The sequence below is a fragment of the Hymenobacter glaciei genome, from assembly GCF_039539585.1.
Classification (GTDB): Bacteria; Bacteroidota; Bacteroidia; order Cytophagales; family Hymenobacteraceae; genus Hymenobacter; species Hymenobacter glaciei.
Genome location: NZ_BAABDK010000017.1, coordinates 59376 through 75273 on the forward strand (window position 1 = coordinate 59376; position 15898 = coordinate 75273).

General features: G+C 60.2%; 14 protein-coding genes. 7 read left to right on the top strand and 7 right to left on the bottom strand.

Translation table 11 applies throughout. The annotated features are described in order from the left end of the window. Positions 1-31 precede the first annotated feature (31 nt). Both ABD837_RS11105 and ABD837_RS11110 read right to left on the bottom strand, forming a co-directional pair. A complete protein-coding gene (locus ABD837_RS11105; RefSeq protein ID WP_345054158.1) occupies positions 32-1513 on the bottom strand; it encodes a hypothetical protein in 1482 nt (493 codons plus the stop codon). Positions 1514-1739: 226 nt separating this feature from the next. Beyond that, the gene (locus tag ABD837_RS11110; protein ID WP_345054161.1) at positions 1740-2171 is read right to left on the bottom strand and encodes a hypothetical protein; all 432 of its coding nucleotides are present in this window, start codon (positions 2169-2171) and stop codon (positions 1740-1742) included. 159 nt (positions 2172-2330) lie between these two features. On the opposite strand from ABD837_RS11110, the gene ABD837_RS11115 reads away from it, so the two are divergent. Next, positions 2331-3965, top strand: a complete 1635-nt coding sequence (locus tag ABD837_RS11115; RefSeq protein ID WP_345054164.1) for an NADP-dependent glyceraldehyde-3-phosphate dehydrogenase — start codon at positions 2331-2333, stop codon at positions 3963-3965. 134 nt (positions 3966-4099) lie between these two features. Here the strand turns inward: ABD837_RS11115 and ABD837_RS11120 are convergent, their stop codons facing one another. The 3 genes from ABD837_RS11120 to ABD837_RS11130 form a co-directional block, all read right to left on the bottom strand. Continuing rightward, on the bottom strand, positions 4100-6298 hold the full coding sequence (locus ABD837_RS11120) for an ATP-binding protein (protein ID WP_345054166.1): 2199 nt from the start codon (positions 6296-6298) through the stop codon (positions 4100-4102). A 43-nt stretch (positions 6299-6341) separates the two neighbouring features. Then, positions 6342-6941 carry a hypothetical protein gene (locus ABD837_RS11125; protein WP_345054168.1) on the bottom strand — a complete coding sequence of 200 codons (600 nt, stop codon included), beginning with the start codon at positions 6939-6941 and terminating at the stop codon, positions 6342-6344. Positions 6942-7006: 65 nt separating this feature from the next. Further along, positions 7007-7420 carry a VOC family protein gene (locus tag ABD837_RS11130; RefSeq protein WP_345054171.1) on the bottom strand — a complete coding sequence of 138 codons (414 nt, stop codon included), beginning with the start codon at positions 7418-7420 and terminating at the stop codon, positions 7007-7009. Between the two features lie 320 nt (positions 7421-7740). On the opposite strand from ABD837_RS11130, the gene ABD837_RS11135 reads away from it, so the two are divergent. From ABD837_RS11135 to ABD837_RS11160, 6 genes are all read left to right on the top strand, one after another. Further along, complete coding sequence (locus tag ABD837_RS11135) at positions 7741-9792, top strand: M13 family metallopeptidase (protein ID WP_345054174.1); 2052 nt, start codon at positions 7741-7743, stop codon at positions 9790-9792. A gap of 228 nt (positions 9793-10020) precedes the next feature. After that, on the top strand, positions 10021-10887 hold the full coding sequence (gene nadC / locus ABD837_RS11140; RefSeq protein ID WP_345054177.1) for a carboxylating nicotinate-nucleotide diphosphorylase: 867 nt from the start codon (positions 10021-10023) through the stop codon (positions 10885-10887). Positions 10888-11016: 129 nt separating this feature from the next. After that, positions 11017-11649: a hypothetical protein gene (locus tag ABD837_RS11145; RefSeq protein ID WP_345054179.1), complete on the top strand. Its 633-nt coding sequence runs from the start codon at positions 11017-11019 to the stop codon at positions 11647-11649. 27 nt (positions 11650-11676) lie between these two features. Further along, positions 11677-12045, top strand: coding sequence for a hypothetical protein (locus ABD837_RS11150; RefSeq protein ID WP_345054182.1), 369 nt, complete (start codon positions 11677-11679; stop codon positions 12043-12045). A gap of 184 nt (positions 12046-12229) precedes the next feature. Beyond that, positions 12230-12979 carry a ZIP family metal transporter gene (locus ABD837_RS11155; RefSeq protein ID WP_345054184.1) on the top strand — a complete coding sequence of 250 codons (750 nt, stop codon included), beginning with the start codon at positions 12230-12232 and terminating at the stop codon, positions 12977-12979. A 487-nt stretch (positions 12980-13466) separates the two neighbouring features. Next, entirely contained in the window at positions 13467-14000 is a 534-nt protein-coding gene (locus ABD837_RS11160; RefSeq protein ID WP_345054187.1) for a GNAT family N-acetyltransferase, read from the top strand. A 346-nt stretch (positions 14001-14346) separates the two neighbouring features. Here ABD837_RS11160 and ABD837_RS11165 read toward each other — a convergent pair whose 3' ends face one another. Further along, the gene (locus ABD837_RS11165) at positions 14347-14670 is read right to left on the bottom strand and encodes a chaperone modulator CbpM (RefSeq protein WP_345054189.1); all 324 of its coding nucleotides are present in this window, start codon (positions 14668-14670) and stop codon (positions 14347-14349) included. Between the two features lie 33 nt (positions 14671-14703). Next, positions 14704-15633, bottom strand: coding sequence for a DnaJ C-terminal domain-containing protein (locus ABD837_RS11170; RefSeq protein WP_345054192.1), 930 nt, complete (start codon positions 15631-15633; stop codon positions 14704-14706). Positions 15634-15898: the final 265 nt, after the last annotated feature.

Sequence of the window (15898 nt, forward strand, 5' to 3'; positions counted from 1 at the left end):
CGACCGCAAACTACTGTGTTGTTTACAACACTTACAGCTTCGCCTCCTGCAGCAGCACCAACGGCACCTTCGGGTTCATGTGGCCTTGCTGCTCCAGCAGCTTGGCCGCCGCAGTTAGCTGAGCGAGGTTGTGGGCATTCACCAGAATAAACGCACCGCTCGGACCGGTAGTGCTCAGCACGAAGCTTTGCTCGGGGCGCAGACGCTGCTTGCGCAGGGCAGGCAGGTGCTCGCGCAGGTAGCGCAACGTGGCAGCATGCTCGTGCGTGACGAGAATAACGGATAAGACCTCGCCGCTCTGGGCTCGTTTCAGGGCTCTTTCCGAGTTTAGGATGGGTGAGGTTGAGTACGTGAACGTGCTCCGGAACCGGTCCCGAAACGGCTGCACGGCCGCCTGGAAATCATCGGCATCGGTCCAATAGAGAATGTTGCGGAACAGGTTCACATAATCGGTGGCGGCCTGGGGAAATGTAGTGTCGAAAAGGTCGATGGCCTGGTTTACAAAGAGGCTGTCGATGGTCTTACCGCGCTCGACGTAGCTGGTCATCAACGGATAAATGGCCTTGGCGTAACGGTTGATGTAGTCGTCGTAGTACCACTCGCCGCTTTCGGGGCGTCCGGTTTGCTGGGCGTAAATCCATTCGCCGGCCACGGTGGCCAGGGCTTCTTCCATCAGGTTGTAGGCGTAGCGGTGGTTGGGCGAAGGGTGGTGCAGGTACCAGCCTTCTAATTGCTGCTGCAAGCCCAGGCGTTGCTGCGTCGAGAGCGTATGGCTCATTTCGTGAAACACCACGGCCGTGCCGTCCACGAACGTGCGCGAAACCGGGTGGCAGTCGAGCAACACCAGGTTGCCCATGGCAGTAGCATGATTGGTAAAGATTAGGCCTCCTAACCCCTGCTTCGCATCCAGTTGCGGAGTGAGCAGAATACGATATGGCAGTGCATCGGGCCACACACTCCCGTAGAAGGTGCGCAGCCGGCCGAACTTCTGCATTAGCTGGCTTTTGGCAAGAAATTCAGTGTAGGCGGGGCGCAATCGGCCCAGCTCGGTGGCGTTGGGCTGCCAGGCCAGGGTATCGAAGGCGGGCGTGAAGTAGCGGTACGCACTGTCGAGACTAACCAGCACCTCGTTGGGTAACAGGCCCGCGGTACGTCGCTGCAAGTCAGGCAGGTCTTGGGCGTCGGCACTGGCAGCCAGATAGGACGGCTCGATGGAGCCCACGCTGCCCAGGCGGCCGGCCGGGAAGCCGTCGCGGTCGAAACCGGGGTCGTGGTCGAGGCTTTGATAGCGGCGCAGCCAGCGGCGGGCTTCGGGCGTGTTGAAGCGGCTGGCTTCGAAGGCTCGTCGGCTGCCGCGGTAGCTGTTGTTGCTGCCGGCTATTGTTTCTACAAATCGCACCAGGGAATGCACCCGGCTGACTTCGACACTCACGGCCGGGCCGGGACTGGCGGTCGGCTGCGCCCAACCCGATAAACTCCCCAGCAGAAACCCCAGGAACAATAGCTGCTTCATGCGGCTAAAAGTAGCCCCGGCCGCCCACTTTGGGGCCGGGCAGCGCTGCTGGGTGCTTCTTAGCTGCTTGGGAAGCCCTCGGCAGCGCTGCCCGGCCTCTCTTACCCCCCTAAGCAGCACCCGGCAGCGCTGCCCGGTCTCTCTTACCCCCCTAAGAAGCACCGAACGCGCACGTCCAGGCTACTTTACCCCCTTGAGAAGCGCCGGACGCCGGCGTCCGGCCCTCCTATCCTGCCAGCAGCCAGCCCAGCAGTAGGGCCCGCGCCGTCCAGGCTAGGGTGCGCAGCCAGTTGGTACGGGTCAGGCCATCGATGGCAATGTAGTCGAAGCCGTTTTCGAGGCGGTTGTGGAAGGGCACCGAGATGAAGAACGTAACGGCCCAAAGCAGCCCCACCAACCCCAGGCTCCACCAGCCGGCCCCGCCGGGCAGGCCGGCGCGGCCGGCCCAGGCCAGCCAAATGGCGAGGCCCAATTCCAGCACCATCGGGGCCAGCACCACGAAGCTCATGCGGCGGGTGTGGGCCGCGTGGAAGGCCGGCCACGCCGCCTTGGGCACCAGCCCGAAGCTGGGATAGTGCACCACCTGCACCGTCCAGATAAGCCCGGCGAGGTAGGCCGCGACGGCGAAGTTGAGCAACAGCAGCAAGTGAAGTGTCATGAATTGAAAAATAATTCCGGCCGAAACATAGCGGTTTTTGAGGGCTTGCACGCCACGCAAACGTTCCCGTAAAGAAAGCCATTGGGCGGGGCAGGCAGGGCATTATTTCCGTGCCCAATTGCTGGTGCGTAGGTTCGCACCGCACCTTTTGCCCGTTCCATGTCTGTTAGCACCCAAAGCCTGACTCACCTTTTCCCGCCCGACGCGGCGGCGATTCCCGACGCCTGGCGGTTGGCCGCGCCGCTGCACCAGCGCCAGTACCTGCTCGACGGCGAGCTGCGCGAGTGGGCCGGCCCCACCCAGGAAGTGGTGTCGCCCATGTTCGAGCGCCAGCCCGACGGCTCGCTGAAGCCCCGCGTCATCGGCTCCTACCCGCTGCTCGACGAGGCCGAAGCCCTCAAAGCCCTCGACGCCGCCGTGCGCGCCTACAACTACGGCCGCGGCGAGTGGCCCACGATGTCGGTAGCCGAGCGTATTGCCGCGGTCGAGAAATTCACCCGCCTGATTGTGGCCCGCAAGCAGGAAATCGTGCAGCTGCTGCTCTGGGAAATCGGCAAGTCGGCCGCCGACTCCAACAAGGAGTTCGACCGCACCATCGACTACATCCGCAACACCATCGACGCCCTCAAGGACCTCGACCGCGACTCGTCGCGCTTCATCATCGAAGAAGGCATCATCGGCCAGATTCGCCGCTCGCCGCTGGGCGTGGTGCTTTGCATGGGCCCCTTCAACTACCCGCTGAACGAGACGTTCTGCATGCTCATCCCCGCCCTCATCATGGGCAACACGGTGCTGTTCAAGCCCCCGAAACACGGCACCCTGCTGCACTTCCCGCTGCTGCAAGCCTTCGCCGAAGCCTTCCCCAAGGGCGTGGTGAACACCGTGTACGGCCGCGGCAACACCGTGGTGCCGGCCCTCATGGCCTCGGGCAAAATCGATGCGCTGGGCCTCATCGGCAGCAGCCGCGTGGCCGACTCGCTCAAGAAGATGCACCCCAAGAGCAACCGCCTGCGCGCCATCCTGGGCCTCGACGCCAAGAACGCGGCCATCATCATGCCCGATGCCGACCTGGCCGTGGCGGTGCAGGAGTCGCTGCTCGGCGCGCTCAGCTTCAACGGCCAGCGCTGCACGGCGCTCAAGATGTTCCTAGTGCACGAAAGCATTGCCGATGAGTTCGTGGAGCGCCTCGCCATCGAAATCAACAAACTGAAAGCCGGCATGCCCTGGGACGCGGGCGTGAACATCACCCCGCTGCCCGAGCCCCAGAAACCTGCCTACCTCGCCGAAATTATCGCCGACGCCGAATCAAAAGGTGCCCGCGTGATGAACGAGGGCGGCGGGCTGGCCGCCGGCCCGCTGGTGTACCCGGCCCTGCTCTACCCCGTGAAAGAAGGCATGAAGGTGTGGCGCGAGGAGCAGTTCGGCCCGGTGGTGCCGGTGGCCCGGTTCGCCCAAGCCGAGGAGGCCATTCAGTACCTCATCGACTCCGACCACGGCCAGCAGGTGAGCATCTTCGGCTCCGAATCGCAGGAAGTGGCCGGCCTCATCGACCAGCTTGTGAACCAGGTCAGCCGCGTCAACCTTAACGCCCAATGCCAGCGCGGCCCCGACACCTTCCCCTTCACCGGCCGCAAGGACTCGGCCGAGGGCACCCTCTCGGTAAACGACGCCCTGCGCTCCTTCAGCATCCGCACGGTAGTGGCCACCAAGCTCACCGACGCTAACAAGCACCTCCTGAACGAGATTGTGGACGGCCAGGAAAGCAGCTTCCTGAGCACGCGGTTTATTTTGTAGAGCCGCGACTGTTATCGTCGGGACTGTCATGCTGAACGCAGTGAAGCACCTTATCACGTTCGAACAATTTGTTCTGATGTTATAAGGTGCTTCACTGCGTTCAGCATGACAGTCCCGACCCAACCCTAATCCTCCTACTCCCCCGCTGCTTCGGCCAACTCTGGTGCCGCTACCGGCACGCATTGGTCCTGCGGCAGCGTCACGATGAACTCGGTGAAGGCCCCCACTTCGGAGCGGGCCGTGAGGGAGCCGCCGTAGCCTTTGGTCACGATGTCGTAGGTGAGCCACAGGCCCAGGCCGGTGCCTTCGCCGGGCGGCTTGGTGGTGAAGAAGGGGTCAAAAATCTTGTCCATTACGCCGGGCGGGATGCCGGAGCCGTTGTCGCGCACGTGCAGCTCCACCGCTCCGCTGATGCGCCGGGTGCGTACCCGAACCGAAGGAACGTAGTCGGGCCCCAGCAGGGCGGCCTTCTCGTGCACCGCATAAAAGGCGTTGGCGAACAGGTTGAGCAGCACCCGGCCCAGCTCCTGCGGCACCACCTGCAGCGGCCCCAGTGCGGGGTCGAGGTCGAAGCGGCGGGCCACCTCGAAATTCTGATGCTTGGTTTGCAGGGCGTGGTAGGCCAGCCGCAGGTATTCCTGCGCCATGTTGTTGATGTTGACGGGCTGGCACTGGCCCGGGTCGGCGTGGGCGTGCTCCAGCATACCCTTCACAATACCCGCCGCGCGGCCGCCGTGCTGGTTTATTTTAAGTAAATTCTGCTTGAGGTCGGCCAACAATTCGGTGGTCAGGCCCGCATCGGGAGCGGGCTGCTGGTGCTCCTCTTCCAGCTCATTTACCAGTTCCAGGCTCACCTCGGCAAAGTTGTTTACAAAATTGAGCGGGTTCTGCATTTCGTGGGCCACCCCGGAAGTAAGCGCCGCCAGGGCCACCATCTTTTCGCTTTGCACCAACTGGGTTTGGGTGGCTTTAAGCTTGGTCAGGGTTTGGTCGAGACGGTCGCGTTGGTGGCCAATTTCCTCGTTTTTCTCGTTGAGGGTGCGATTGGCGCGCTGTTTCAGGAAGATGTTGCGGGCCAGCAGGGCCAGCAGCAGCAGCATTCCGCCGAGGCCCGCCAGCAGGCCCAGCATTTCCCGGTGTTGCCGGAAAGCCCGCTGCGCCTGCAGCTGCTGGCGCTGATTAAGCAAAATAATCTGGTCCTGCTTATGGGCCAGTTCATACCCGTAGCGCAAGGCACTGCTGCGCTGCTGCGTGAGCACGCCCGAAACAGAATCCTCATATGCCGCCCACAACCCCTGATAGCGGTAAGCCTGGGCGAAGTTGCCTTGCTGGGCGTAAGCCCGGGCCAAGAGGTCACAAGCCCTGCGCAGGCTTTCGTTGCTGCGAGTGGGCAGGCTAAGAGCATAGGCATTCTGAGCCAGCGCCAAGGCACTATCAACTTGGCCTTGTAGCAGATACACCCGCGCTACAGCCAGTGCAGCCGGCGCTTCATTGTATACATCATGGGTAGCATAGGCCACGGCGCGGGCCAACGCAGCATGGCGCATGGCGGGTGCCAGTCGCCCCTGCTCGGCATAAAGCGCCGACATACTGATTTCGTCAATGATTACGCTGAGTGAGTCGCCCAGCTTGCGGTTCAGGCGAGCCGAGCGCTGGAAGTAGCGCATGGCTTTGGCCCGGTCGTGCAGTTGCTGGTAAGCGTTGCCCATCAGCGTCAGGGCCGAGGCCACCATCTGCTCGTCGGCGAGGGCCGCCGGGTTCCGGAAAATCGGCTGGAGCACCAGCAGCACGTCCCGATAGTTGTGCAATTGCACATACACATTGGCCATTGACACGCGCAGGCGGTTGACGGCTATCAAGTTGTGCGAAGCTTCGGCGTATGGCAGGCCCTGTAAGGCGGCCCGCAGCGAGGCTGCTGGATTTTCCTGCTCGTTCTCAATCAAGCTCCACTGCATGAATACATTGGCCAGTCCCAGCGTGTCGTGGCGGCGCGTGAACAATGCCTGGGCTTCTCGGGTGCTGGCCCGGGCCCGGGCATAGTCGGCCTGCCGACGGTAGCGCGTGCCCAGCCCCAGCAGCTCCGGGCCGAGCCCGACCGAGTCGCGCAACCGGCGACTCAGCGCCAATGCCTGCTCCAACGCGGCAGTCGACTGTGCGGCATCAGTCAGCAGCAGGGCGACACTCAAGGCGCGCAGGCGGCGGGCCCGGGTAGTGTCCGGACGCGTTTCGGCGGCCAGCAGGCGGCGCAGGCTGTCAGCTTCACGGTTTTGGGCGGGCAGCGGCCGAATGGGCCACAGGCTGCTCAGCAGCAGCAGAAAGAACCAGCGTTTCATGAGCAACAGAAGCTAGGAAAGCTCGGCCGCACGAGCTAAGCCATCAGCGCTGTCGACGTAGCAGTTCGCCGAAAGCCATTGCAAGAGGTATTAGCGCCAAGCTGGCTACCGCCACTAGCGCAGAACGGAGATATCTGAGAGTTGTGTTGTGACCGAAAATAGCGGGATAGGGTGGATTGGTGATGATGCCCTCATAATCGCCTGGGGCAAGTGCCTCCTCCAGCCGATAGACAGCCCGATATGTCTCAAATTCATCGTAATTGCCGTAAAAGGTTTCCTCCGAATCTTCAGCTTTATGATGCTTACCTGGACCAGTGAGAACATCGTAATACTGATTGAAATCATCAAGCTTAGTTCTGTCCGTGTATTTGTATTCGATTTTTAATGGTATCCCGGGCTTCGTCTGGGTTAGACATTTTTTATTTGGCTGCCACAGGATTAGCTCTTCTTTATCTGGATTCTTTGTATCCTGAAACGAATAAGGATGCCTGTGCACAACTTTTGGCACGTTAAAACCTCTAAGGCGGGATTCGTCTTGAACTCTTTTTTCAAACTCCTGCCAAATGGAATATCGGTAGCCAATCGATGCAACCTGACCGTTTATCCAGTCTTGGGTATGTAGAGAATGTGTGTGCTTGCTCATTAGCCAGAATGTCAAAAAAGCGGTGTAATGTATCTATCGGATTGGCTACCAATCATCAATTCATTTCAAGTTAATGGCGGATACGGCGGGTTCGTCACTAGCCCCAGCACGTTTCCCGCGGCATCAGCCAGCGTAGCCAATTCCAGGTCGCCCTTCAACAGCATTTCCTTGGGTGGCTTATGGGGTGGATGCACTCCTTCGCAGCCATGGTTCTTAATCAGGTCGTCGTACACCTTCTTCAAGTCAGTGCCATCGCCTGGCACCTCCCAATAAATAGTTGTTTGCGTGCTGCCATCGCTGGTTACCACGCACAGCAGCGCCATATCGGTCAATAGCCGGTACGGGTACTTCGTTTCGCCCAGCAGTGCTTCGTAGAACGTTTTGGTTTTGGCGAGTTGCGCAGCATCGGCCACACCCATCTCGATGATAGCGGGTCGCGTTACTTTCCCTTTGAGCATTGACGGCGCAGACTTTTCCATGATACAGGCTGGAAAGTGAGAAACACCCATCGCAGCAAGTCCCTCGATACCAGGCCATCGGCCGGAAGCTTGCCTAATAGACTAAAAACTAAATATAATACTTATTTATGAATAAGTCAATTTTTTAACCACATTATCCACATCATCTTCAAGTACAGCGAATAGCTGCTTCAGCACAGGAGAAAGACATCGTCTTGGACTTGTAGCCGTTTATACAAATACTGGCACCACGGCCGGGCAACCATTTTCGCAGCTACTGGTCTATACCGGGCACCAAAGGCCGACATTCGCCCGCTAGTTATTCCCTCCTCGTTCAAGGCATGAAAAAATACTTCCTCTTACTGCCCGTGCTGGGCGCGGCCCTCGCCGGCTGCCCTTCCAATTCCCTGAAAACCGCCGGCTCGGCCGATGGCAAGCCCGATATTCTGCACGCCGCCCTCGATACCACGGTAGCGCCCGGCGACGACTTTTTCTCCTACGCCAACGGCACCTGGATTAAGAACAACCCCATTCCGGCCTCCGAAAGCAGCATGGGCATCGGCAAAAAGGTCCAGGACGAGATTTACGGCCGCCTGCGCCAAACCAGCATCGAAGCAGCTGATGCCAAGGCCACTGCCGGCAGCAACCAGCAGAAAATCGGCGATTTCTGGGCTGTGGGCATGGATTCGGTGAAGGCCGACCGGCTGGGCGCCGCCCCGCTCAAGGCCGAGCTGGACCGCATCGCGGCCATGAAAACCGTGGCCGAAGTGCCGGGCGTCATCGCCCACGAAATTCCGCTGGGCGTGCGCGCCCTCATCGGCCCGCGCGTGGGCCAAGACGATAAGAACAGCGACAAGATGGTGCTCTCGCTGTACCAGTCGGGCCTGGGCCTGCCCAACCGCGACTACTACTTCAACACGGACACCCGCACGAAGAACATTCGGGCCGAGTACCTCAAGCACGTGACCAATACGTTCAAGCTGCTGGGCCAGGACGCCGCCACCGCCGTGGCCAATGCCACTCGTGTGATGGCCCTGGAAACCACCCTGGCCAAGTCGTCGCGCAAGCTCGAAGCCCTGCGCGACCCGTATGCCAACTACAACAAAATGAGTATCGCGAAGCTCAATCAGCTCACGCCGGGCACCGATTGGAAAGCCTGGTTTGCCCAAATGGGCGTGCCCAATGCCGACACCGTCATCGTGGGCCAGCCGGAATTTTACCAAACCGCTGGCAAGCTGCTGAAAACCGCGCCGCTGGACGACTGGAAAGCATACTTGAGCTGGCAGGTGGCGCGCACGTTTGCGCCCACGCTCAGCAGCGGCTTTGTGAACGAGAGCTTCCACTTCTACGGCACGGTACTGAACGGCGCCAAAGCCCTGCGGCCGCGTTGGAAGCGCGTGCTGGATATGCAGGAAGATGCCCTCGGCGATGCCCTGGGCCAGCTTTTTGTGAAGGAATACTTCAAGCCTGAAGCCAAGGCCCGCTACGATACCCTGGTAAAAAACATGGTGACGGCCTTCGCCGAGCACATTCAGAAAGTAGATTGGATGAGCGCGCCCACCAAAGTGGTGGCCCTGGACAAGCTCCACAAAATCACGCCCAAGGTGGGCTACCCCGACAAGTGGAAGGACTACTCGAACCTGAAAATTGACCGCAGCTCGCTGGCCGAAAACGTGATGCGCGCCAACCAGTGGCAATACCAGTACCAGCTCAACAAGCTGGGTAAGCCCGTGGACCGCACCGAGTGGGACATGACGCCACAGACCTACAACGCCTACTACAATCCCAGCAACAATGAGATTGTGCTGCCCGCCGCGCAGTTTGCCATCCCCGGGCTGCTCGACGCCGACGCCGACGACGCCATGGTGTACGGCTACACGGGGGCCAGCACCATCGGCCACGAACTCACCCACGGCTTCGACGACCAGGGCAGCCAGTACGACGCCCACGGCAACCTGCACGAGTGGTGGAGCAAGGAAGACCGCAAGCGCTTCAACGCGCGCGTGAACGGCATCGTGAAGCAGTTCAACGGCTACACCCTGCTCGATTCCATGCACATCAACGGCAAGGCTACCGCCGGCGAAAACATTGCCGACCTCGGCGGCATCGTCATTGGCCTCGATGCGTTCAAGAAAACCAAGCAGTACAAGGAAGGCAAGAAAGTCAACGGCCTTACGCCCGTGCAGCGCTATTTCCTGGGCTACGCCCTGGGCTGGCAGAGCCACCAGCGCGACGAAAGTCTGGCTTCGCGGCTGCTCACCGACGTGCACTCGCCCGCGCAGTACCGCGTGAACGGGCCGATGGCCGACGTGCCGGCTTTCTACGAAGCCTTCGGCATCAAGCCCGGCCAGAAGCTGTACCGCCCCGATTCGACGCGCGTGGTGATTTGGTAGCAGCAGAACCTCGATAACAGAACGTCATGCAGAGGGCAGCGAAGCATCTTGCACGCCTATGTGAACGATTGAGTCACTACCACATGCGAGATGCTTCGCTGCGCTCTGCATGACGGAGGCTGCTACCTGAGGTTCTTTTTTCTTTTCCTACCTCTTTCTTTTCAACCAACTCCAACGGCCCCTGCTGCCCGGCTTTCGCCGCCGCCGCAGGGGCCGTACCTTTGCGCCGTGCAAACCCCTCCCGCCCCTTATCTCACGCCTGAGGCGCTGACGACCTTCATCCGCACGGCTCTGGCCGAGGACATTGGCGACGGCGACCATTCGGCCCTGGCCGCCATTCCGGCCGATGCCCGCAACCGCGCCCACCTGCTGGTGAAAGGCGATGGCGTACTGGCTGGCATGGCCCTGGCCCCGCTCATCTTCGCCGAAGTCGACGCCGCCCTAGCTATGACGCCGTTACTGCCCGACGGCAGCCGCGTGAAACACGGCGACATTGCCTTCACCGTGGAGGGCCCCGCCCGCAGCATTCTCACGGCCGAGCGCCTGGTGCTCAACTGCATGCAGCGCATGAGTGGCATTGCTACCTACACCGCGCACCTGAACACGCTGCTGGCTGGCACCAACGCCAAGCTGCTCGACACCCGCAAAACCACGCCTAATTTCCGCCTCTGCGAGAAGTGGGCCGTGCTCATCGGCGGCGGCGTAAACCACCGCTATGGGCTGTTCGACATGATTATTCTGAAGGATAACCACGTTGACTACGCCGGCAGCATTGGGGCGGCCATTGCCGCCACGCACGCCTACCTGCAGGAAAAAGGCCTGCAGTTGCCCATCGAAATTGAAACCCGCTCGCTGGCTGAAGTGCAGCAGGCCCTCGATGCCGGCGGCATCGACCGCATTATGCTCGACAACATGCCCCCCGAGCAGCTCCGCGAGGCGGTGGCCCTGGTTGCCGGCCGCTTCCCCACCGAAGCCAGCGGCGGCATCACCGAGCAAACTATCGGCGAAGTGGCTCGCACCGGCGTCGACTACATCTCGGTGGGGGCCCTCACCCACTCCGTCAAAAGCCTCGATTTGAGTTTGAAAGCCTATTAACAGAACGTCATGCAGAGCGCAGCGAAGCATCTCGCTTGCTCAAGTAACCCAACCGATTGATTTACTGTTGCACGCGAGATGCTTCGCTACGCTCTGCATGACGTTTCCGCGTCGCAATTATTCCAACCCATGAACCAACCTAACCAACGCGGCGGCGGTGGCGGCTTCCGCCAGGCCCAGCAGATGCCGTCGCTGGCCATCCGTACCAAGAAATCGCAGCTCACCACCGACGCTTACACCAAGATGGTGATGGGCGAAGTCTGGAAGAAAGACTGGGTGTATGCGCTTATTCCGTTTGCGCTGGGGCTGCTGCCGGCCATCTTCGTGCATTCGTGGTGGTGGCTGGTGCTGGCCGTGGTGCTCACCATTCTGTTCGTGTTGTTCCGCTCGGCGCAGGTTACGGGCGTAACGCAGATGGAGCAGAGCAAGCCGCTGTTCGAGCGCATGGCGTTCGAGATGGACAACAAGCAGATTCTGCTGCGCGTGGGCCCCGAAAAGGAAGGCAAAGCCATGCAGCTGAACTGGGATATGATTGGCCGCGCCCGCCGCGACATCGATGCCTACGTACTCTACCTGAAGCCCGGCACGCCGCCCGAGGGCATGGCCGCTTGGCGCCTGTGGCTGGGCCGCACGTTCGATGTGCCCGTGTTTTTACATTTGCCGTACAAAATTTTCAACGCCGACAACGACCGCAAACTGTTCGAGTCGATGCTGCGCCGCAAAAACCTGCTGCCCGCCGAAGCCGGCGCGCCTACCGCCTAAACGTTAACCTCTGCTAATTTTACCCCGATGAAATTGACCTCCACCCTGTTGCTGGCCGTTACTGCCGCTGCACTGGCCCTGACTTCCTGCAGCAGCGAGCCCTCCGACTGGCGCCCCGACGAGAAAGTATCGGCCGACTTGGTAGCCCCCGGCACCCGCGATACCGAAAACTTCAGCCACACGGTGCCCAACGGCTCCATCGAAGACGTGAACTCGCCCCTGATACAGGCCGCCCAGGCGGAAGCGCACGGCACCAACACGGCGCACGTGCCTTCGGCCGAGTCGGCCATCTCGGCCAATGCCGAGGAAGGCATGCGCAAGCGCGGCAAGCTCAACGATGCCGGCAAATCGACCCAGGCCGATACTGCCGAAAACGGCCACCAGATTCAGCGCTAAGCGGCGCCTTATTTCGGTTATTTTCCTCGTAAGTGGCAGCTTTGCCCGCCGGTTGGCGGTCGCAGAGCTGCCGCTTTGCGTCATTTCAGAATGCGGAATGCGGAATTAGTAAACGGGAAATGGACACACGCGCTGGCCACTTCCTAGTACTCAGTCCACGTTCCTCGTTCCTCATTCGTTCTGTATGGGGTTTGCTATTTTTCTGCTGCTGCTCACGGTGTTGGGTGCGGGTGCGGCGGCCGCCTGGGTACCGGTGGCCCGCGGCGGGCAATGGCTGAAGCCACTGCTGGCCTTTAGCGGCGCGTACCTGTTCACGCTCACCGTTACGCACATTCTGCCCGAGGCGCTGCAGCTGCTGCCTGGCCACTCCACGCGCGTGGGCTACTGGGTGCTGGCCGGCTTTTTCGGGCAGCTGCTGCTGGAGGTGCTTTCGCAGGGCGTAGAGCATGGGCACGTGCACCACGAAGCGGCGCATAGCCCCCACGAGGGAATAAGCCGGGTTCCTTTTCTGCTGCTGGCCGCGCTGGTGGTGCATTCGTTTCTGGAAGGCAGCATTCTGGTGCACAGCCCGGAAGTAGGGCAGGTCAGCCAGAGTTTCTACGCCCTTGTGGTGGGCATCGCGCTGCACCACATGCCGGCGGCATTTGCCCTGGCCACCCTGCTGCGGCTGCGGCTGGGCAGCTTCCGGCGAGTGTGGCCGGGCCTGCTGATTTTCGCCCTGGCCTCGCCGCTGGGCATCATCATCAGCAACTACGTGGTGCTGTCGCAGCTGCTGAGCAGTGGCTGGTATGCGGCGCTATTGGGGCTGGTGGCCGGCAATTTCCTGCACGTGTCCACCACCATTCTCTTCGAAACCAGCCCCGAGCACCGGCTCAACTGGCCCAAGCTGGCGGCCACGCTGGCGGGGCTGCTGCTGGCACTAGCGGTGGCGTAGTTTATCAAAAGGACCGTGGCTGTTGCAGAACTCTCTGCCGGGCGCTCCGAGAGGATAGTCAGCCCTCAGTAATGTGAAATGCGCTTAGGGCGGGCTTTCTGTTTGCTATTTTGCTTGTTCAACAGCTGCCAGACGCCAAGCACAGAGTTCTGCAACAGCCACGACCTTTTTCCTGGACTTTTAGAAAAGGTAAGCACTTGGTATCCGCTTTTAGTCTTGCTCATTCTTTGGCCCATGAATGTATTCGTTGCCTCCTATGTGCTGTTGGCTGGAGGCAGTTGTTAGGGCAATTGGGCGGGTAGCCCGCTACCCCCACGCATCACCCTTGGCATTGGTTAAACGTTTGACAAATAATTTGATAGTGTAAATGCCAGATAGGGCCGCCACACGATAAAATTGGTTCTTTGGTCCGAAAGTCAAATTTGGGTTTACCCCATGCTTACTTTTGGCGTCGGCCTACTCCGCGGCACGTAAACGATAGAGGACCATGGTGAAGCTCGCGCCTTTGCAACCAGAACACGTTGCTCACTTTTACACGTGGCTCCGCGACCCCGAAGTCATCGAGTATTCGCTTTCGGTTTTCCAAAGCATGAAGACCACGGAGCAGATTGACCAGTGGTATGCGGCCACCTTACAACAGGCGAACACCCTGAACCTGGGCATCTACTTGGAGGAAACCAACGCGTTGATTGGCTATGCCGGCCTCTCGGGTATTTCAGTAACGAATCAATCGGGCGAATACTTCATCTTTATCGGCGAGAAAGCATCGTGGGGCAAGGGCGTGGGTACGGCCGTAACGAAGCAAATCGTCGACCTCGCCTTCACCAGCCACCAACTCAATCGGATTATGCTCACGGTTTCCGAATCGAATACGGGCGGTTTGAAAGCCTATACGAGAGCCGGCTTTGTTGTGGAAGGGCGGCTACGGCAGGCTGCTTGTCGGCAAGGCGTGTTTCACGACAAAATCGTGATGTCCGTGTTGAAGGCAGAATGGAAGCCGCAAGGCGCAGAAGGTGAATAGTACAGCCGGGCCGACGATATTTCTAAAACGCTTGTAAGAAGCAAGGGTCACAAAAGTACCGTAATACCGGTTGGCTATTCGAACCCTCCTTTCAATGAACCACGAATGGAAGCCCGACACCAGGGGGCCCGCAAGCTAGTGGAGTGCCGGGCGAGTTTAGGAAACGCGAAATTGGGAGCTGTGGGTGGGGCTTGTTTCTTGGAATATGCACTTGCTAAAACCTGCGTTGTAACCGCTCGGGCCGGGTGCACCCGGCCGTCTATGCTTGCATCTTGCCAGGTGCCATGGCCCGCCTTGTCTTTCCAAATACCAGCGTCATCCTGCACCCTGTATGACACTCCTTTCCCTACCCAAAATCCTCCACGGCTCCACCCAGCAGGAAGTTTTCCAGCTGGCGGGCGCGTGCGGTTTCGTGGGCCAGGGCAGCCTGCAGCCGCACCAGCCGCTGCCGCATGGCCAGAATAATGTCCAGTGCCTCGGGAGCCAGGTCCAACTCGTGATGCAAGCGCGCCAGCCGCGGTAAGTCGTCGGGCTCGTCGATGATAACCATATCGGGGGTGGCCGCGGCGCGCAACAGGCCGGCCTGCAGGAACTCGTGTACTGCAGCTGGCGCCAACCCATAGCGGGCCGAGCACTCCTGAAACGTTAGGGTGAGAACGTGCATTTCCATAGCGAAAGGAACTACTGGTTAGGCTTCGGGCTGTTACTCGGCGGAGCGCAGCGCAGCCAGTTGCTGAATCAATTCTTTTTCCTGCTCGGTGAGGTGCTGGGGCAGCGTCAGGTTCAGGCGCAGGTAGAGGTCGCCAAACTGGCCGTCCTTTTTATACACCGGGAAACCCTTGCCGCGCAGGCGCAGGCGGGTGCCGTTGGCAGTTTCGGGTTTGAGCTTGATTTTGACTTGGCCACTGAGGGTCTCCACTGTTTGCTCGCCGCCGAGCAGGGCCTTGTAGATGCTCACGGGCACGTCCTGGGTCAGGTCGTCGCCGGTGCGGGCGTAGCGGGCATCGGGCCGGATGCGGAAGGTGATGAGCAGCGCGCCGTTGGGGCCACCGCTGCGGCCGGGGCCGCCCTGGTCACGCAGGCGAATGCTCTGGCCGTCGGCCACGCCCGGGGCAATGGTCAGGCGCAGGTTTTTGCCGTTCACGGTAATGGTGCGCGGGCCGCCCTGGTAAGCTTCTTCGAGGCTCAGCTCAAGCTCGGCCTGGTAGTCGGGGCCCGCACCGGGGCGGCTGGTGCGCCCACCACCCCCACCGCCCATGTTGCCGAACAGCGAGCCGAAGAAATCCGAAAAGTCTTCGCCTTCGCCAAACGGGCTGCCCCCGCCCCCGCTACCCTGGCTGTACTGGCTCCAGTCGAAGCCGCCGCCGGGCTGCCCGCCGCGCCCCGCACCGCCGGGCTGCTGCTGGTAGCGCTGCCAGTCGGCCCCAAACTGGTCGTACTTCTTCCGCTTCGCGGGGTCGCTCAGAACTTCGTTGGCCTCGTTTATCTCTTTGAACTTTTGCTCCGCACCCTTGTCGTTGGGGTTCACATCGGGGTGGTGCTGGCGGGCCAGCTTGCGGTAGGCTTTTTTGATTTGCTCGGGCGTGGCACTCTTCTCCAGGCCCAGCACTTTGTAATAGTCTTTGTAGTCCACTTGATGCAGAAATTTATGAATATTAATGCCGATATACCCCAATTACGCGCTTTCGCCCCAATCTGCAGCGGGTTGGCTTACGTACGAAGGCATCAGCAGCAGGGTAACGGTTTTGTGTGGCAGAGCATAATTGAACGGGACTAAATCAGAAAAAGCTGATTTCAAATCCTGGAAAATGTGGCCCTTATTTTGCACTACCACGATTAGATACGTGAATAGCAATATGCAAAAAAGCCGTAACTTGCTCTTCAAAGGTATATAGTAC